Below are 18,223 nucleotides of genomic sequence, written 5' to 3' on the forward strand. Positions count from 1 at the left end.
GACAGCTTTGAAAACCGGCACACCTCTCTGACAGGTAGACGACTCGATCTGCCGATATTCGGAGAGGTTTCCATGCATCGTCGCTCGCTGCTCGCCCTATCTTCCGCGCTTACCCTTGCGTGGCCCACGCTCGCCGCGGCGCAGTCTGTCGACCCGAAGGGCGCGCAGACCAGCAACCAGGGCACCCCCGCTGACCCGCAGGTCGATACGCGTGCTGGCAACGCTCCCGCAGCCTCCGATATCGTGGTCACGGCACGCCGTCGTGAAGAACGGTTGCAGGACGTACCGATCGCCGTCACCGCGATCTCAGGCGACGCGATCAAGCAGCAGCAGCTCGTCGTCGTCCGCGACGTGGCCGCCTACACGCCGGGCCTCAACATCAATTCGGATTCGGTCGGTCGTGCATTCGTGTCGATCCGCGGCGTCGGCACCACGCTGATCGACACGGTGCAGCCAGGCGTCGGCATTTTCATCGACGGCATCTACCAGCCGAACACGACCTATCTCAATTCGCCACTGGTCGATGTCGCCCGCGTCGAAGTGCTGCGTGGGCCTCAAGGGACGCTGTTTGGCAACAACACGCTGGGCGGCGCAATCAACGTCGTCACCCGCCAGCCGTCGAACGAGTGGCAGGGGCGGGTCGACGGTGCACTGGCCACCGGCGACAATTACGCCTCCGCGTCGGGCAGCATATCAGGGCCGATCGTCAAGGACGTGCTCCAGTTCCGCATTGGCGCGGCCTATCACAAGGAGGACGGCTTCCAGCGCAACCTCCTCGCAGGCGGCAATCAAAATCCACTCGAGACGAAAAGCATCAACGGCACGATCCGCTTCGTCCCCACAAACTGGGCGCGCTTCACGGTGAACGGCGGATACGACCGCGTGTTCGGTGGCTCGACGCCCTATTTCAACGTGACCGGCCCGCGCGACTATTCGCTCGACGGCCGCAGCAATCAGCGCAGCCTGGGTACAATCGATTACTACGCCGCCAATGTGAAGGGCGAGTTCGACGTCGACAGCATCGATACTACGATCACCGCGATCGGCGCGTACAACCAGAGCGATACGAAGGGCGCGGGTGACGCCGACTACAGCCCGATCGACTTCTTCCGCTCGACCGTCAGCCGCACGCTGAAGACCCGCACCGGTGAAGTCCGCTTCGATACGAAGTGGAGCGAGAATTTCTCGACGCTGGTCGGTGCCTTCTATGCGCGCTCGACAACGGATGCCACGACCACGACGACGGTGGTGCCGGCCAACCTGACCGTACCCGGCACCGCCACGTCGGAGAACGAGAACATCGCCGGTTTCGCCACCGGCTTTTTGAAGCTCGGCGATGGCCTCGATCTGACGGTCGGGATCCGCTACGACCATCAGAAGCTCGATGCGTCGACCGCCGGCCTTGCCGCCGCCTACAAGGCGAACGAGTGGCAACCCCGCGCGACCCTGTCCAAGCGCTGGAACCCGCAGTTCATGACCTATGCCTCGGTGGCCCGCGGCGTGCGCGGCGGAGGGCAGAACGGCCCCGGCGCGCCCAACCTGACTTATCGCGGTGACAGCGTCTGGACCTATGAAGTCGGATCGAAGGCGAGCGCGTTCGATGGTCGACTGACGGCCAATGTCGCTGCGTTCTATAACGACTACAAGAACTTCATCGGCGCCAACGCGCTCGCCCCGTCGACCATTCTCAATCCCGCCACCGGCCAGCCGGTCGGCTTCGTCGCGATCAACCTCAATTCGGGCAACGTCGAAAGCTATGGTGCGGAGGCCGAATTGTCGTTCAACGTCAGCGACGCCTGGCGCGTTTATGCCAATGCGACGCTGCTACATGCCCGCGTGACCGATTCTAGCCAGTTCACCGCGGTGACCGGCTATGCCTATCCGGGCGATCGCATCCTGTTCGTTCCCGACGCGAACTACTCGATCGGCACCAATCTGCGCGTGCCGTTTCACCGCGACCAGGCGATCGAGTTCGACGCGAACGTCGTTGCGAAGGGTGAGCGCACGGGCGGCTCGCTCGACGCCGCGTCGGTCCCGGTGCTGGAGGCCTATCATCTCGTGAACGGATCGGTATCGTGGCAGGCCGGACCGCTTGAAGTCGCAGCCTTCGCGACCAACCTGTTCAACGAGAAGTACGTCGAGACCTATCTCGATGCCTCGCTGTTGCGGCGGGCCGGATTGCCCGCGCCTCTTGTGTCGAACCTCGCTATCCAGTCGCCACGTCGGCGTATTGGCATTCGTGGCACGGTACGATTCTGATGAAGCACATGCCAACGCCCCCCCGCCCGCCTCTCGATGAGGCGTTCGTCGCGGTGCTTCGCCAGCGTTTCGGCGACGCGCTGGCGATGGGCGAGGGTATCCGTCGCCAGCACGGCACGAGCGAGGCGCATTTCGCCGAGGCCTTGCCCGACGCGGTCGTCTTTGCCGCGTCGACCGAGGAAGTTGCCGACTGCGTGCGGCTGTGCACAGCGGCCGGCGTGCCGATCGTACCGTTCGGCGCGGGTACGTCGATCGAGGGCAACGCGCTTGCGGTTCTTGGCGGGGTCAGCGTCAACCTTTCGCGGATGGACGCGATCCTTGCTATCAATGCGGACGATTTCGACTGCGTCGTCCAGGCCGGCGTGCGCCGCGAGGAACTGAATGCGCACCTGCGTGACACCGGGCTGTTCTTTCCGATCGATCCCGGTGCCAACGCGACGATCGGCGGCATGGCCTCGACGCGCGCAAGCGGCACCAACGCGGTGCGTTATGGCACGATGCGCGAGGCCGTGCTGGCACTGACCGTCGTCACGGCGGACGGCAACGTCATCCGTACCGCGACCCGGGCGCGCAAGTCGGCTGCGGGTTACGACCTCACGCGCTTGTTCGTCGGCTCCGAGGGCACGCTAGGCATTATCACCGAGATCAGCCTGCGCCTCCATCCGATACCCGAACAGATCATGTCTGCGGTCTGCGGGTTCGAGTCCTTGCAAGGTGCGGTCGATACCGTCGTCCATTCGATCCAGTGCGGCGTTCCGCTCGCCCGCGTCGAAATCCTCGACGACAAGCAGATGGCGGCGGTCAATCGCTGGTCCAAGCTCGAATATCCCGAAGTGACGACGCTGTTCTTCGAGTTCCACGGCTCGCCTGCGGGCGTCGCCGAGCAGGTCGAAACCGTTGCCGCACTCGCCGACGCGAATGGCGGCGGCGCGTTCAAATGGTCGAACCAGCCGGAGGAACGCGCTAGGCTGTGGAAGGCGCGACACGAGGCCTATTACGCCGCTGTCAACGTGCGGGCAGGCGCGGTCGGCTGGACCACCGACGTGTGTGTGCCGATCAGCCGCCTGCCCGAGTGCATCCTGGCGACGCGTGCCGACATCGATGCCGGCACTGTCCCCGCTGCGATTCTGGGTCACGTCGGCGACGGAAATTTCCACGTGATCTTCTCGATCGACCCCACCGCCCCGCATGAGTTCGAAGAGGTGGAAGCGATCAACCGTCGCCTGGTCGAACGGGCAATCGCGATGGACGGCACATGCACGGGCGAGCACGGCATTGGCATCGGCAAGCAGGACTGGCTCGTCGCCGAACTGGGCGATGCGGTCGACCTGATGCGGACGATCAAACGCGCACTAGACCCGCTGAACCTGATGAACCCGGGCAAGATCTTCACGCTGTGACCGGTAGCGCACGACCCCAACGGAGTATCCGATGACCAGCCTGCCTCTCGTCGATCCCGAGCTCCGTCCGCTGCTCGATGCGTGGCCGACCGTGACGCTCACCCCGGAGTCGCTGGCGGCCCTGCGCGCGCGCGCGTTGCCTCTCCCGCCCGCCCCGGACGGCGGCGTCGATCTGGAACGGCACCGGATCGCCGGGCCCGCTGGCGCGCCTGACGTCTCGCTGCACATCTACCGCCCCCGCGACACGAGGGGCGCGCTGGGCTGCATCTATCATATCCATGGTGGCGGCTATGTCGGGGGCGCCGCCAAGGAATTGGAGGTCGTCCACCGTCCGCTCGCCGCCACACTGAACTGTGTCATCGTGTCGGTCGACTACCGGCTCGCACCCGAGACGGTCTTCCCCGGTGCGATCGAGGATTGTTATACGGGCTTGACCTGGACCGTCGCGAACGCCGACGATCTTGGGATCGACGGTGCGCGAATCGGCGTGATGGGCGAGAGCGCGGGCGGCGGCCTGGCCGCGGCACTCGCACTCATGTCGCGCGACCGGGGCGGACCTGCCCTTGCCTTCCAGCACCTGACCTATCCGATGATCGACGATCGCACCTGCATGGGCGAACCGCATGCACATGCCGGAGAGTTCATCTGGACATCGCACAACAACCGGTTCGGCTGGACCGCGCTGCTCGGTGAGGAGCCAGGCGGCGACACCGTCTCCCCCTACGCCGCAGCCGCCCGCGCGACCAATCTCACCGGACTGCCGCCGACGTTCATCATGACCGGTGCGCTCGACCTCTTCGTCGATGAGGATATCGACTATGCGCGTCGCTTGATCGCTGCTGGCGTGCCGACCGAGTTCCACGTCCACCCAGGTGCCTTTCATGGCTTCGATCTGCTACCGGGGCCCGGCGTCGCCGACCGCGCGCAGGCGATGCGGATCGACGCGCTGCGCCGGGCGCTTCGCTGATGACGACGCCGATGGCTGCCCCCCCGGCACTTGGTTTTGGTCGCGCTCTGCCGTCGTTGCTCGCGCTCACCCTCGCGATGACGATCGGCTTCGCGATGATGGGTTCGTTCGCGACGGTACAGGAAAGCGTAAAAGCCGAGTTACGGCTGACCGACACGATGTTGGGGCTGATCCAGGGGGCAAGTGCGGCACTGGCACTGGTCGTATGCTCAATTCCCGTCGGTATCCTGGTCGATCGGGTCAATCGCGTCCGGCTGATGATCGGGCTCGCACTGGTCTGGACCCTTGGCACGGCGCTGACCGCGGTGGCGACCGGCACCGCAATGCTGTTCGCCGCCCGCGTCTTGACCGCGACGGGCACGACAGGCGCTCTGACTGCGGCGCTGTCGTTGACAGCCGATCTGTGTGCCCCTGCCCAGCGTGGCCGCGCAATGCTGATCGTCAACCTCGGCAAGACCGCGGGCATTGCGGGCGCTTTCGCGCTCGGCGGCTGGCTGTTCGGACGTTTTGCCAGCGGCGCGATGCCGGTATTCTCCGGGCTGTCGCCTTGGCGGGGCACGCATGCGGTGCTGGCCTTGCTCAGCCTCGTAATGATCGTGCCTCTTCTGTTGCTCCGCGAACCGGCACGTCGCGAAGTCGCCGCAAGCATTCGGGCGCCGTTCGCGGTGCTGGTCGGCGAACTCTGGTCACGGCGAAGGTTCCTGATCCCGCTATTCGTCGGTCAGGTCGCAGTGGTGATGGCCGACAACGCGGCGCTAGTCTGGGCTGCACCGGTGCTCTCGCGTCATTTTGGCCTCCAACCGGGCGATTTTGCAGGATGGATGGGAGGCTTGATCCTGGTCAGCGGACTCGCTGGCACGGTGCTAGGCGGCTTCGCCGCGGACATCGGACAGAAGAGTGAGGTCCGTGGCGGGTTGCTGATCGGCGCCTTGGCCGCCGCCACGCTCGGTGTCCCTGCCGCACTGTTTCCGGTCGGCCCGACCGTCATGTGGTTCGCGATCGCACTCGGCACCCTGACATTGTGTGGTGCGGTGACGGGACTCATTACATCGGTGGCGCTGACCGTGCTCATCCCCAACGAACTGCGCGGGTTGTGCATCGGTGCGTTCATCGCGATTGCTGGCTTGATCGGCTTCGGGATCGCTCCGTCACTGGTGACGTGGACCAGCGGCTTGCTCGGCGGCGAATCACATCTCGGCACCGCGCTTGCCATCGTCGGCGTCGCGACGAGCCTGTTATCGGTCATTGCCTTCCTGATCGCCATTCAGATGGCGCCGCTCTCTGCAACTGCAGACCTATCAGATAGCGATTGACGACGTTTCAGAAAGGTGCATTATGCTTCTAACCTCAGAGGAGGAGAGGATTATGACGGTCACCCCAAAACGGCGGATCGACGTTTCGCCGGAAATGCTCTCGTTCATTGGACGCGGGCCTATCGAGCCCGGTACATGGAGCGACGACGCGGTCGTCCTTCGCTTCAGTCTGGGCGATGACGGTACGGCCGCTACGATGAGCTACGCCACCGGATCGGACCATGAGGCGATCGTCGTACTCGCGGTCGCGGCGACTGCGTGTGAGCGTATCTTCGGCGCGCTTCCCGGCCCCTGCGCGACATGGCATCTGCCGACCGAGTTGCGCACGCTGGTCCTGTCTCTGCGCGATTGCCCGTTGCCCGAGCCGGCGCGCGATACGCTGTGCCTCGCCAAGAGCATCGAACTGCTCTGTGCGAGCTTCGCCTGCCTGCATGAGGGCGCATTGATATCGGCTGATGGCGCCGGCGACCTGTCGGAACGCGACGCCCGCCGTCTTGCCGCGGCACGCCAGCTGATTGACGATCGCTGGCAGGAGAAACTGACACTCGATACGGTCGCACGCGCCTGTGGCCTCAATCGCGCAAAGCTGACCCGCGGTTTCCGCCAGATGTTCGGCTCGAGCGTGGCCGACGCGATCGCTGACAAGCGTTTGTCCGGCGCGCGCGGCATGTTGCTGGCGACCGATCTGCCGGTGTCTGCGATCGGCTATCGCTGCGGCTATCGGAACAATGCAAGCTTCACCCGAGCGTTCGCGCGCCGCTTCGGCGTGCCGCCCACACGTCTCCGCGCGTTGCAGCTGGCGGCATGAAGATAATGGATCGCCTGGAGGAAGGCGGCTCGCTGGTCGATCGCGCGGTACGCCGCGTACGTGATCACATGCGCGATCAAGATATGAAGGTCGGTGACACGCTGCCCGGCGAAGGCCAGTTTGCGACCGAACTTGGTGTCAGTCGCGCCGTGATGCGCGAGGCGTTCGGCGCGCTGGCGGCACTCCGGTTGATAGACGTGGCCAACGGGCGCCGCGCCCGCGTGGGCGCGATCGACGGATCGGTGATGGGAACCTCGATCGACCATGCGGTCGCGACGGCGCAGGTGTCGGTAGCCGAGGTTTGGGACGTCCGCCGCACGCTCGAGCTACGCACCGCCGAACTCGCCGCTCGCGACCGCAGCGACGCCGACGCCGCCATCATACGAACCGCCGCGCAAGCGATGGCCGCAGCGACCAACATCACTGACATAACCCGGCACGATATCGTCTTCCATCAGGCGATCGCCCGCGCCAGCGGCAACGCGTTGTTTCTCCAGGTCGTCCGCTCGTTCGAGCCGATGATGACTGTCGCGATCCCGGCAGCTTGGGAAACTCGCCACACGGAGGAGGCGCGATCAATCGTACTGAAGCGCCACGTGGACATCGCGCTCGCTATCGGCGACCGCGACGCTATCGCGGCAAACGCGCTGATGGATGCACATTTCGATCAGTCGATCGGCGCCGTACTTTAGCGGCCGCACCGCCGCGGCAGGTCGACCTTTCTGCCCTTCCCCCCGTTTGGACCGCGTGTTCGTCGGCACGGCCGCATTCGGTGGTGAGCGCCGAGACCGATCCGTTAGGCGGCGGGGGGAACTGATCAAGATCAATTCCGGCAAGACCGTATTGTTCGACATGGCCATCCGCCTGCGTGGACACGTTCCGCGCGGAACTGGCGGCTTCAGGCTTACTCCGTTCAGGGTTAGATATGACGCGATTAGACCGTGCGAACAACGTTGCCGACCTACGCCTGATGGCCCGCCGTCGACTGGCCAGGCCGATCTTCGACTATATCGATGGAGGCGCGGACGATGAGATATCGCTGCGCCGGAACGCCACGGCTTTCGCGGACTACGAACTGGTTCCCGACGTGCTCAACGATGTGTCGGAGATCCGAACGGAAACCAAGATCTTCGGGCAAGCTTCGCGGTGGCCGCTCATGCTCTCGCCCACCGGCCTAACGCGCATGTTTCATGGTCATGCCGAGCTTGCCGTGGCCCGCGCAGCGGCGCGTCACGGCCTTCTGTACAGCCTCTCGACGATGGGCACGACGCGATTGGAGGATCTTGCGCGAGCCTTTGCCGGGCCGAAGGTTTTCCAAATCTACATCTTCAAGGATCGCGGGCTGACCGCCGAGTTCGTGGCGCGATGTCGAGACGCCGGCTTTCACGGACTTGCGCTGACGGTCGACACGCCGGTCGCCGGCAACCGGGAACGTGACCGGGTCAGCGGCCTTTCGCTGCCGCCAAAACTTACGCTTCGGTCATTGCTCAGCTTCGCACTCCACCCCTCGTGGTCGATCCCAGCGCTCACCGGATCGAAGTTCGACCTCGCGAACGTCAGCCACAAGGTCGATGCGCTGTCGTCGGGGCCGATGAGCCTGTTCGACTATATCGGCGGCCAGTTCGACCGCTCGGTTGGCTGGCGCGAGGTCGAATGGCTTGCACGCGAATGGAACGGGCCGCTCGCGATCAAGGGTGTAATGACACCCGAGGACGCACGTCGCTCGATCACCTCGGGGGCCACCGGCGTCATGATCTCCAACCACGGCGGGCGTCAGTTGGACGGTGCACCCGCCCCAATTGATCAGATTGAGGCGGTGCGAAACGCCATTGGCGACGCACCGGACGTGATTTGCGACGGTGGTATCAGGCGGGGCTCGGACGTGGTTAAGGCGCTTGCCCTGGGGGCGACTGCCTGCTCGATCGGGCGCCCGTATCTGTATGGCTTGGCCGCTGGCGGTGAGCAGGGCGTCGATCGCTTGCTGACGTTGCTAAACCAGGAGTTTGAGCGCACCCTGACACTAGCAGGGATCAACGACATCGCCTCGTTATCCCCCCGCCATATCCGCCATCGACCGAACGAGAGGGCTTAAGCCCGTCGAACATCATCAGATCGCCGATGGCGTAATCGAATGCCGCTGCCGCCTCACAAACTATCGGCCCTAGTCGTGAATGGGCGTCCACCGCTAGAAAGCTCTCGCCGGACAGGACCCACAAGTGGTCACTGAGCGGCTGTTCGGCTCTCCTCAGAAACGGGCCTTTTTTAATCTCGCGGGTTCGGCCTTAATTGGCCGACCTCTGTCGAGCTGCTTCGAAGAAGAACCTATTCTCCGGGCACAGTAGACCATGAGGCATGTTCCACCGTCTATCGGTCCCATGCTAAGCCGAAGCAGAGCAACGTGGGGAGATAAGATGCTGGATGTCCGCCGCACAATTGCCGATGCCTTGGGTCCGAACAAGCAGAGCTCTTCTTCCCTTCCCGACGTTCCGGTTTCCAACGACTGGTTCGAGCAACCGACGTGCGGAAATTGCGCTACGCCGATGACAACCGCGTATTGCAGTGGATGCGGGCAGAAAGCGGCGAAGCGGTTCGTCTGGCACGATATCCGCAAGGAAACCTGGGATCGGCTCCGCCTGTTCGAACTGCCGGCGGTGCGGACGCTCGGCAAGCTGATCGTCACGCCCGGTACGGTCGCCCGGGAATATGTGATGGGTCGGCGCACGACGTGGATGCACCCGCTGAAGCTGCTCGTGGCGACCGTCGCCGTCCTGGTCCTGATGCTTGCGACCAATCAGTATTTCAGCGTCTATGCGGGCGTTGATCGCGATGGGGTCGTCAAGCGCATGGCTGCCCAGGTGCTGGCCTACTCAAACTGGAGCTTCTCGCTGGGCATCGTCGCCATCGTCGCCGCGGCAGCGATCGTGTTCCGGCGCCGGCTTGGCTATAATCTGGTCGAAGTGATGGTGCTGGCGATCTACTGTCAGTCGATCGTGTTGGCGTTCATTAGCTTCAACATGTTGCCGACGCTGATCTGGCGTGATCCGGCCTTCATCCTGACCCACAAGGCGGCGTCGCAAATCTACGTGCCCATTCTCAAGACGTTGATCGTCGTGGTGGCCTATCGCCAGTTCTTCCTCCTGTCATGGCGCACCGACTGGCCAAGGCTGGTTTTAGCCGGCATCATGGTCGCCGCGATCAACTGGACGCTGTTGCGCATCTACGCATGGGCGATCCTGTGGCTGGTAAGCCGCTGACGAGGAGACGGTGACATGCGGACCCTGCATCTGGCATCAATGAGTGCGCTGGCAGCCCTCCTGACAAGTGGATGCGGCAAGGCGGACGACACGAGCAAGACCGTGTCCAGCGCGGCCAAGGTCGAGGCGATTGCGTCGACGCTCCAGGCCTGTTCCTATGACGGCAAACCGGTCCAGGCGGATGCCGCCGCACTGACCGGCGGCGCGCCGCAGGATTGCGCCAGCGCCGTCACTAGGATCATGGGCTATACCGGCCTCCCCGCCAATTTCGTCGTCGTGTCCGGACCGGTGCCGAACGCCGCCGCGGTCATCATGCTGGACGACAAGCGGGTGCCGCGCCGGGTGATCGCCTTCAACCCCGCGTTCATGAAGGCTGCCGAGGCGCAGGTCGGCGGCAGCCCTTGGGGTCCGATCAGCATCATGGCGCACGAGATCGCGCACCATCTGTCCGGGCACACGATCGTGCCCGGCGGCAGTCGCCCGGAAATCGAATTGGAAGCCGACAAGTTCAGCGGGTACGTCTTGCAGAAGATGGGCGCGCCGCTCGCCGAGGCGCAGCGGATGATCCTGACGGTTGGCAGCACTCATGGCTCGCCGACCCATCCGGCAAAGGATCAGCGCGCAGACGCGATCCAGCAAGGGTGGCGACAATCCTGCACGCAATCGGGCGGTCTCGAGTGCGCGGGCGGGAAAGCGCCTGCGGCACCCGGCGGTGCCTCGGCAGGTCCGATCGCGCAAGGACCGACAGCGCCTCAGGCTGCTACAACGCCGGCGGTCGTCAATGCCTCGGTCCCTGCCCGCCTGTTACCGGCACCCGGATCGATACCCTTCAAATACGGCCGCTTCATCGTAGACGAGACCGGACGGCTCGATCCGGCGCGTATGAGAACGATGGAGCAAAGACTGTATCGCCTCGCCAAGGACTCGGGCGTCGAAATGAGCATCCTGGTGGTCGACGACCTGAAGGGGCTTTCCGCGAATGACTACGCCTGGGCGATGATGCGGCAGTTGCGGATCGGCAAACTCGATGTCGGCAACGGCGCGGTCGCGGTCGTCGCGCCCCGGCAACATCAGGCCGCGGTCGCGTTCGGGCCCGGTCTTGCCAAGGAAGCCGAATTCTCGGACCCGAACACGCAGCTCGTGCAGTGGATCAATGCGGCATGGCCTAATTGCGAGGATGCCGATGGATGCGCCGGCTGGACCGACGCGCTGTTCACCGTGTTCGACGGAACCTTGTTCTGGGCCGAGCGCAGCAAATGGACGATCGACTATCAAAGTCTTGGCCAGCTGCTCAACCATTACAACACGGTCAATGCCGAGCGGATGCGGACCAAGCGGCCGTTCAACGCCGCGACCGACCTGCCCAACGGCAATCTTGTCCGGGTGACGGGCCGCATCACGAGCCTCAAGTCGCCGACCTCATTTGGCCAGGCGAACGAACGGCTGCTGGGTGGAAAGCTTGGCTACACAGCGGTCAGCATGATTACCGACGATGGCCATGACCTCGTGTTTTATGTCGCACCGCGGCTCGCACCCCTGATGCCGTCCGGTTCACTCAAGGACGGCGCCAGATATACCGCCGTCGGCCGGCTTCAAAGCACCGGCGACAAAGCGAGCAGGCAGGCCTCGTCAATGTGGCTATTCAGCTACGATGCGATCTGACCTTTGCACGCGCGTTCCACGATACGGCAGCCAGGACCCACAGTCGGACGCTCACGCCCGTTCCCTCGACTCCCAGCTTCCGACGCGTGATCCACCGCCCGCCAGAGGTAGACCATCTCGCCGTTCAGCTTCACGTACGTTTCGTCCAGGTGCCAGCGCCAGCGCGCAAACCCCCGCATGCGGCTGACTCGCTGACGGCGAATGTCGCCTGCGAACAGCGGACCGAACCTGTTCCACCACAGCCTGACCGTCTGGGAGATCTCGATCCCACGCTCGTACAGAAGTTTCTCCACGTTGCGCAGGACAGCGGGAAGCGCACGTACATCAGCACCACCAGCCGGATCACCTCCGCGGACGAGTTGGAACGGCGAAACGGGCTGGGCGGCAATGCCCTCGACTTCCGGCTCATTCGCGATCGATATCAGCCCCTCGCTTCGCCTGCCACGTTGGTTTGACGGCGCCAGACCTACCCTGCCCGGCAAACTTTTGGATGAGAGCCTGCGCTTCGCCTGATCCTGCCGACCGCGCGATCATGCGCGCCTCGGTGCCCAGCTGTTCTTCCAGGGTCGCCCCGCAGCTGGAAAATAATAGCGTTCTGGTGCTTGCAAGCGCCGTCACGGACGATGCCGCGAGCCCTGCAGCGACCGTTATCGCCGCGTCGAACAGAGCAGCAGCATCGACTGTCCGTGTCACCAAACCGATCGCCGCGGGCTTCGGTGGCGTCCAGCCGCCGGTTGGTCAACGCGATCTCCTGGGCACGGCGCAGACCGACCAGCCGTGGCAGAAGCCAGCTCGTCCCTGCATCCGGCGTCAGGCCGATCAGTCCGTAGGCCGTCGAAAACGAACTCGCACTGTTCGCGATCGCGACATCGCGCATGATGGCCAGGCTGAAACCCGCGCCGGCGGCGGCACCGTTGATCGCGGTTACCAAGGGCTTGTCCATCCGCAACAATCCGGCGATCGCAGCATGAAGGAACGTCGTCAGCTCCGTGACCAAGGCCGGTGTGTCGCCTCCCGCCGCCGCGAACGTCTTTACGTCCCCGGCGACGCAGAACAGCCGTCCGGAGCCAGTCAGCAGCACACATCGCACGGTCTCGTCAGTTGCGCATACCAACACGATCTCGAGGAGGGACCGCGCCAGAGCCGCATTGATGGCGTTACCCTGATCCGGACGGATCAATGTGATGACGGCGACGTCACCGTGCCGATCGAGCAGAGCTTCGTTCACTCTTCTATCCTTTTGAAAAGGTGCGGGCCACGTCCTTCGAACCTCGGTATGAGCATCAGGCCGCGGTGGGAGTACTATCCTGCATGGCTGCATGACCAAGTCGTGCGAGCCTCGGGAAGTTGGCGGCACGTTCGCGTGCGTGAAGCGACGCCGCGGTGCCGCGGATCACCCGGCCCTTGATACCGTGGAAGATCGCGGCGAGCCGGAAGAAGTTGAACGTGACGTAGAATTGATAGTCCGGCATCGCCGAGCGGCCGGTCTTGGCGCAATAGGCGGCGACATAGTCCCGTTCGGTCGGAATGCCGAGCGCCGCAAGATCCGCGCCGGCCAATCCGGCGACGATGTCGGGCGGCATCCGGTACATGAGCGCATGGTAGGCGAAATCGGCGAGAGGATTGCCGAGCGTCGACAACTCCCAGTCCAGCACCGCCAGCACCCGCGGTTCCGTGGGATGGAAGATCATGTTGTCGCAACGAAAGTCGCCGTGGACGATGCTGCTTTCATCGCCATCGGGAATGTTGGCGGGCAGCCATTCGAGCAAGGCATCCATGTCCGGATCGCGCCCAGCCTGCCCGTCGCCGAGATATTGCCTGGACCAGCGTGCGATCTGGCGGGCAAAATAGTTTCCCGGACGGCCATATTCGCCCAAGCCCACGGCGAGCGGATCGACGCGATGGAGCGCCGCGATGGTGGTGTTCATCGCGTCGAAATAGCGGGAGCGATCGGCTCGCGGCACGTCGGGAAGGTCGCGTCCCAGATGACGCGCCCTTCGACCATCGCCATGACGTAGAACGCCGTGCCGATAATGGCATCGTCCTCGCAAACGCCATAGACGCGCGCGACCGGCACGTCGGTCGCGGCCAGCGCGGCGAGAACGCGCGCCTCGCGCAGCACGTCATGCGCCCCCTTCAGCAAGGTGCCCGGCGGTTTGCGGCGCAGCACATAGTCCCGGCGTGGCGTGCACAGCCGGTACGTGGGATTCGACTGGCCGCCCTTGAACTGTTCGACGCGCAGCGGTCCGGCGAAACCGTCGACGTGTCGGGCCATCCAGTCGGTGAGCGCGCGCTCGTCGAAGCGGTGTGCGGCACGCACCGCCATCGTTCCGATATCCGCCTCGGACGCGGTCACGACGCCGCCTTCCAGTCGCGCTTGATCTTCTTGGCGAGGCTCCACTTGTGCACCTCGGTCGGCCCGTCGTAGATCCGGAAGGCGCGGACTTCGCGGAACACCTGTTCGACGATCGTATCGCCGGTGACGCCGGTCCCGCCCATCACCTGCACGCAGCGATCGGCGATCCGCATCAACGCCTCGGACACCGCGACCTTGGCCATCGAGCTTTCCGCACCGCCGAGTGCGCCGCCATCGAGCACGGCGGCGCACCAGTCGATCATAAGCTCCGCCTGCTTGAGGTCGATCAGGTTCTCGGCGAGCATAAAGCCGACCCCCTCGTGATCGACGAGCGGCTTGCCGAACGCATGGCGGCGGCAGGCGTAATCGGTAGCGATCTCGTTGGCGCGGATGCAGGCGCCGAGCCAGCGCATGCAGTGCGTCAGTCGCGCCGGGGCGAGGCGCACCTGCGCGAGCTTGAAGCCGTCGCCGGGATCGCCGAGCATCTGGTCCGCCGGCACGCGCAGCCGGTCGATAGCGATGACGGCGTGGCCGCCGGGCATCGAACTGTCGATCGTGTCGAGCACTCGTTCGATCCGGATGGCGGGATCGGGCAGGTCGACGAGGAACATCGAGGTGCCTTCTTCCGCCTTGGCCATGACGATGCCGACCCGAGCCCCGTCCGCTCCGGTAATGAAGGCCTTGCGTCCGCTGATGACCCAATGATTGCCGTCGCGCTCGCAGGTCGTCTGCATCATCGACGGGTCGGACCCGGCACCGCCCTCGGCGGCGGGCTCGGTCATGAAGAACGCCGAGCGCACCTCGCCGCGGACCAGGGGGTCGAGGAAGCGACGCTTCTGTTCGTTGCTCGCCACCCGGCCGAGCAGATACATGTTGCCTTCGTCGGGCGCGGCGACGTTCACCGCCACCGGGCCGAGCGGCGACAGACCGGCGGCGCGCAGCACCACGGCGACCTCGGCGTGATGAAGATGCTCGCCGCCCGACAGAATGTGCGGTGTTAGCACGCCTGCAGCACGGGCCTTCTCGCGCAATTCATCGACCAGCCCGGCGGCAGGACCATGCGCGCTGCACCGTGGGTCGCGTTCGTAGGGCACGACAATGTCGCGCACGAAGACTTCCACGTGGGCGGCGATGGCGTTCGCACGGGCGCTCATCGCGGTGACATCCGGATCGCGCCGTCGAGCCGGATCACTTCGCCGTTCAGCATCGGGTTGGTAACGATGGTCTCGACCAATGCCGCATATTCTTCCGGTCGCCCGAGACGGCTAGGATGGGGAACGAGAATCCGGCGGATGTGCTGCGCGAGCGGGACGTGCGCCAGCAACGCCTGCGCGAACAGCGCTTTCCGGACGTCGACATCGGCCTGTGGATAGCGCCGCGCCGCCGGCGTCAGCAGGATATCGGCCCCCTGCAACTCGGCGAACCGCACCAGCTGGAGCGTCTCCGCCATCGGAAACAGATCGTCGACCTCCAGCTGGAGCTGATCGGCGAGATCGGCCATCGCCGCGCGGCCGTCGAACGGGCTGGCGTCGACTTCCTCGATCAGCCCGGCGAGCGCATTGGTCGAGACGCGGGGCAATACCATCTGGATGCCGGTGCCGGGGAACAGCCCGTCGCGGACCGGCTCGACCGGCGCGCGCGCGGTCATTTGCGCATAGATGTCGTCGACCAGCTTGCGGAAGGCGGGATCGAGCCGGTCGCGCGGTTGCGGCAGGTCGACCTTGATCTCGGCGGCGACGCGGCCGGGGTTGGACGAGAAGACGAGGATGCGGTCGCACATCAGCACCGCCTCCTCGATATTGTGCGTGACGATCAGGATCGACTTGATCGGCATCCGCCCTTCCGCCCACAGATCGAGCAGGTCGGTCCGCAAGGTCTCGGCGGTCAGCACGTCGAGCGCGGAGAATGGTTCGTCCATCAACAGCAGCGACGGATTGACGACGATCGCGCGCGCCAGCCCGACGCGCTGGCGCATCCCGCCCGACAGTTCCTTGGGATAGGCGTTCTCGAACCCGTCGAGGCCGATCAGGTCGATCGCCGCCAGCGCGCGGGTGCCGCGCTCGTCCGCCGGAACGCGCTGCGCCTCCAGGCCAAGCTCGACATTCTGGAGCACGGTCAGCCACGGGAACAGCGCGAAGGTCTGGAAGACCATGCTGATCGTATGCCCAGGGCCATCGGGCACGTCGGCGAAATGGACACGGCCCTCGTCGGGCCGGATCAGCCCGGCGATCGAGCGCAGCAGCGTCGATTTGCCCGAGCCCGAGCGACCGAGCAGCCCGACTACCTCGTCCTCGTGCAGCGTCAGGCTGACGTCGTCGAGCACCGGCGCGCCGCCATCGCCGCGGCCATAGCGATGACTGACATGCTCGACCCGAACGAGCGGGCGGCTGGCCGGAGCGCGGAGAAATGCTGTTGCCATGTCTTGTCCTTTCGACATCAGGCGAGCCGGAGACGGCGTTCGGCAAAGGCGTACATCGGACGCCAGACGAGCCGGTTGAAGGCGATCACGAACATCGACATCACCGCGATGCCGAGCGCGACGCGCGGATAATCGCCCGCTTCGGTCGCCTTGGCGATGAACGTGCCGAGCCCGTGCGCCTCGACCTTCTGGGTTCCCCACGAGACCGCTTCGGCGACGATGCTGGCATTCCACGATCCACCCGATGCGGTCAGCGCGCCGGTGACGTAATAGGGAAACACGCCGGGCAGCGCGACCTGGCGCCACCATTGCCAGCCGCGCACTCCGAACATCCCCGCCGCCTCGCGCAGGTCGGTCGGGATCGCGCTGGCGCCGGCGATGACGTTGAACAGGATGTACCACTGCGTCCCGAGGATCATCAGCGGCGACAGCCAGATGTCGGGCGACAGCCGCCAATGGACGATGCCGATCACCGCGAACGGGAACAGGACGTTGGCGGGGAACGCCGCGAGGAACTGCGCGACGGGTTGCAGTCGCTCCGCCCCTTTGGGGTTGAGGCCGATCCAGACGCCGATCGGCACCCAGACGAGGCTGGCCAGCGCGATCAGCACGACCACGCGCAGCATCGTGATGCAGGCCAGCCCGAACACCGCGACCGCATCGCCCAGCCGCAGCGTCGCGAAGACATAGCGCCCCGCGAGCCAGAGTGCGGCGACCACCGATACCAGGACCACTGCTTGCCACAGCCGCTCCAGCACGATGCTCGGTTCGCGAACGCGGCGCTCGCGCGGGCGTGCCCTGCCCCGGTCAAGCGTCAGCAGGAGCTGGCCGAGCGCGGTGACCGGCGCGAACAGCACCGGCAACAGTCGCGTGCGGCGGAACAGATCATAGGCCCAGGACTGTGGCCGCTCTGTGCTGGCGATCTGCTCGAACCGGAAGCGATCCGCCCAAGCGACCACCGGCCGGAAGACGAGCTGATCGTACAGCAGGATAACGATCCCCATCGCGAGCACCGCCAGCCCGATCGCGGTGAAGTCCTTGCGGGCGATCGCGAGTGCCAGCCATGAGCCGACGCCGGGCAGAGTCACGGTCGTGTTGCCGACCGTGATCGCTTCGGACGCGACCACGAAGAACCAGCCGCCCGACATCGACATCATCGCGTTCCAGACCAGCGACGGAGTCGCGAACGGCAGGTCTAGCCGGAGGAAGCGGCGCACCGGCGACAAGGCGAAACTGCGCGTCACCTCGTCCAGATCGGACGGTACCGAGCGCAGCGACTGGTGGAAGCTGAACGCCATGTTCCACGCCTGGCTCGTGAAGATCGCAAACACCGCCGCCAGCTCGACGCCGAGGATCTGGCCGGGGAACAGCCCCATGAACGCCGTGACGGTAAAGGTCAGGAACCCCAGGATCGGCACCGATTGCAAGATGTCGAGCATCGGCACGATGATCTGCCCGGCGCGGCGGCTGCGCGCGGCCAGCGTCGCGACGACCAGCGTGAAGACCAGGCTCGCCGCGAGTGCTGCGAACATCCGGATCACGGTGCGCAGCGCGTAATAGGGCAGATACCGCGGATCGAGCGTGACCGGTTCGACGCGCAGGCGCGACAGCGGCTCGGCCACGCCCTCGGCGCCGCGGACCAGCAGCACGGCGACACCGATCAGCAGCACCAAGGCGATGAGGTCGGCGCGGTTGGGCTGCGTCAGGCGGAGGATGCGCGAGAACGAGCGGACTCGGCCGGCAGTCGCTACCGTGTCAGTCGCCATGTCATTCCTCTCCGCCGAC

At 65.1% G+C, this 18,223-nt stretch carries 13 protein-coding genes and 2 pseudogenes; 9 read left to right on the forward strand and 6 right to left on the reverse strand.

Annotated features, from left to right (window positions below; genetic code table 11):
- Positions 1-72: 72 nt before the first annotated feature.
- The 9 genes from ASF00_RS07635 to ASF00_RS07675 all read left to right on the forward strand — a co-directional run bounded on the left by ASF00_RS07635 (position 73) and on the right by ASF00_RS07675 (position 11,663).
- Complete coding sequence (locus tag ASF00_RS07635) at positions 73-2,259, forward strand: TonB-dependent receptor (protein ID WP_055876536.1); 2,187 nt, start codon at positions 73-75, stop codon at positions 2,257-2,259.
- Complete coding sequence (locus tag ASF00_RS07640) at positions 2,259-3,659, forward strand: FAD-linked oxidase C-terminal domain-containing protein (protein WP_156348224.1); 1,401 nt, start codon at positions 2,259-2,261, stop codon at positions 3,657-3,659. The genes ASF00_RS07635 and ASF00_RS07640 overlap by 1 nt, the downstream gene beginning before the upstream one ends.
- Positions 3,660-3,690: 31 nt before the next feature.
- Positions 3,691-4,626 (forward strand): alpha/beta hydrolase, encoded by a 936-nt coding sequence (locus ASF00_RS07645; RefSeq protein WP_055876539.1) that lies wholly within the window; start codon positions 3,691-3,693, stop codon positions 4,624-4,626.
- Positions 4,626-5,939 carry an MFS transporter gene (locus tag ASF00_RS07650; protein WP_055876542.1) on the forward strand — a complete coding sequence of 438 codons (1,314 nt, stop codon included), beginning with the start codon at positions 4,626-4,628 and terminating at the stop codon, positions 5,937-5,939. The genes ASF00_RS07645 and ASF00_RS07650 overlap by 1 nt, the downstream gene beginning before the upstream one ends.
- Before the next feature lie 52 nt (positions 5,940-5,991).
- A complete protein-coding gene (locus tag ASF00_RS07655; RefSeq protein WP_055876545.1) occupies positions 5,992-6,747 on the forward strand; it encodes a helix-turn-helix domain-containing protein in 756 nt (251 codons plus the stop codon).
- On the forward strand, positions 6,744-7,439 hold the full coding sequence (locus ASF00_RS07660) for a FadR/GntR family transcriptional regulator (RefSeq protein WP_156348225.1): 696 nt from the start codon (positions 6,744-6,746) through the stop codon (positions 7,437-7,439). The genes ASF00_RS07655 and ASF00_RS07660 overlap by 4 nt, the downstream gene beginning before the upstream one ends.
- A gap of 233 nt (positions 7,440-7,672) precedes the next feature.
- The gene (locus ASF00_RS07665) at positions 7,673-8,839 is read left to right on the forward strand and encodes an alpha-hydroxy acid oxidase (protein WP_055876551.1); all 1,167 of its coding nucleotides are present in this window, start codon (positions 7,673-7,675) and stop codon (positions 8,837-8,839) included.
- A gap of 319 nt (positions 8,840-9,158) precedes the next feature.
- Entirely contained in the window at positions 9,159-10,001 is an 843-nt protein-coding gene (locus tag ASF00_RS07670) for a DUF3667 domain-containing protein (RefSeq protein ID WP_162233386.1), read from the forward strand.
- A 15-nt stretch (positions 10,002-10,016) separates the two neighbouring features.
- Positions 10,017-11,663, forward strand: coding sequence for a TPM domain-containing protein (locus ASF00_RS07675; protein ID WP_082463287.1), 1,647 nt, complete (start codon positions 10,017-10,019; stop codon positions 11,661-11,663).
- Positions 11,664-11,740: 77 nt separating this feature from the next.
- Here the strand turns inward: ASF00_RS07675 and ASF00_RS19315 are convergent.
- The 6 genes and pseudogenes from ASF00_RS19315 to ASF00_RS07705 all read right to left on the reverse strand — a co-directional run.
- Positions 11,741-12,072, reverse strand: a pseudogene (locus tag ASF00_RS19315) (DDE-type integrase/transposase/recombinase); the annotation flags it as partial.
- Between the two features lie 57 nt (positions 12,073-12,129).
- Positions 12,130-12,891, reverse strand: coding sequence for an enoyl-CoA hydratase/isomerase family protein (locus tag ASF00_RS07685; RefSeq protein ID WP_235525670.1), 762 nt, complete (start codon positions 12,889-12,891; stop codon positions 12,130-12,132).
- A 55-nt stretch (positions 12,892-12,946) separates the two neighbouring features.
- Positions 12,947-13,989, reverse strand: a pseudogene (locus tag ASF00_RS07690) (phosphotransferase).
- Positions 13,990-14,015: 26 nt separating this feature from the next.
- Positions 14,016-15,173 (reverse strand): acyl-CoA dehydrogenase family protein, encoded by a 1,158-nt coding sequence (locus ASF00_RS07695; RefSeq protein ID WP_055876560.1) that lies wholly within the window; start codon positions 15,171-15,173, stop codon positions 14,016-14,018.
- The gene (locus ASF00_RS07700; protein WP_082463329.1) at positions 15,170-16,438 is read right to left on the reverse strand and encodes an ABC transporter ATP-binding protein; all 1,269 of its coding nucleotides are present in this window, start codon (positions 16,436-16,438) and stop codon (positions 15,170-15,172) included. Before ASF00_RS07700 ends, ASF00_RS07695 begins: the two co-directional genes overlap by 4 nt.
- Positions 16,439-16,455: 17 nt before the next feature.
- Positions 16,456-18,204: an ABC transporter permease gene (locus ASF00_RS07705; RefSeq protein WP_055876565.1), complete on the reverse strand. Its 1,749-nt coding sequence runs from the start codon at positions 18,202-18,204 to the stop codon at positions 16,456-16,458.
- Positions 18,205-18,223 lie beyond the last annotated feature (19 nt).

The organism is Sphingomonas sp. Leaf34, from assembly GCF_001421805.1.
Lineage (GTDB): Bacteria > Pseudomonadota > Alphaproteobacteria > Sphingomonadales > Sphingomonadaceae > Sphingomonas.

Excerpts from the sequence above, each read along its gene's own strand:
- ASF00_RS07645 (WP_055876539.1), top strand. The coding sequence starts at position 3,691 with ATGACCAGCCTGCCTCTCGTCGATCCCGAGCTCCGTCCGCTGCTCGAT.
- ASF00_RS07675 (WP_082463287.1), top strand. The coding sequence starts at position 10,017 with ATGCGGACCCTGCATCTGGCATCAATGAGTGCGCTGGCAGCCCTCCTG.
- ASF00_RS07635 (WP_055876536.1), top strand. The coding sequence starts at position 73 with ATGCATCGTCGCTCGCTGCTCGCCCTATCTTCCGCGCTTACCCTTGCG.
- ASF00_RS07650 (WP_055876542.1), top strand. The coding sequence starts at position 4,626 with ATGACGACGCCGATGGCTGCCCCCCCGGCACTTGGTTTTGGTCGCGCT.
- ASF00_RS07670 (WP_162233386.1), top strand. The coding sequence starts at position 9,159 with ATGCTGGATGTCCGCCGCACAATTGCCGATGCCTTGGGTCCGAACAAG.
- ASF00_RS07655 (WP_055876545.1), top strand. The coding sequence starts at position 5,992 with ATGACGGTCACCCCAAAACGGCGGATCGACGTTTCGCCGGAAATGCTC.
- ASF00_RS07640 (WP_156348224.1), top strand. The coding sequence starts at position 2,259 with ATGAAGCACATGCCAACGCCCCCCCGCCCGCCTCTCGATGAGGCGTTC.
- ASF00_RS07660 (WP_156348225.1), top strand. The coding sequence starts at position 6,744 with ATGAAGATAATGGATCGCCTGGAGGAAGGCGGCTCGCTGGTCGATCGC.
- ASF00_RS07695 (WP_055876560.1), bottom strand. The coding sequence starts at position 15,173 with ATGAGCGCCCGTGCGAACGCCATCGCCGCCCACGTGGAAGTCTTCGTG.
- ASF00_RS07665 (WP_055876551.1), top strand. The coding sequence starts at position 7,673 with ATGACGCGATTAGACCGTGCGAACAACGTTGCCGACCTACGCCTGATG.
- ASF00_RS07705 (WP_055876565.1), bottom strand. The coding sequence starts at position 18,204 with ATGGCGACTGACACGGTAGCGACTGCCGGCCGAGTCCGCTCGTTCTCG.
- ASF00_RS07700 (WP_082463329.1), bottom strand. The coding sequence starts at position 16,438 with ATGGCAACAGCATTTCTCCGCGCTCCGGCCAGCCGCCCGCTCGTTCGG.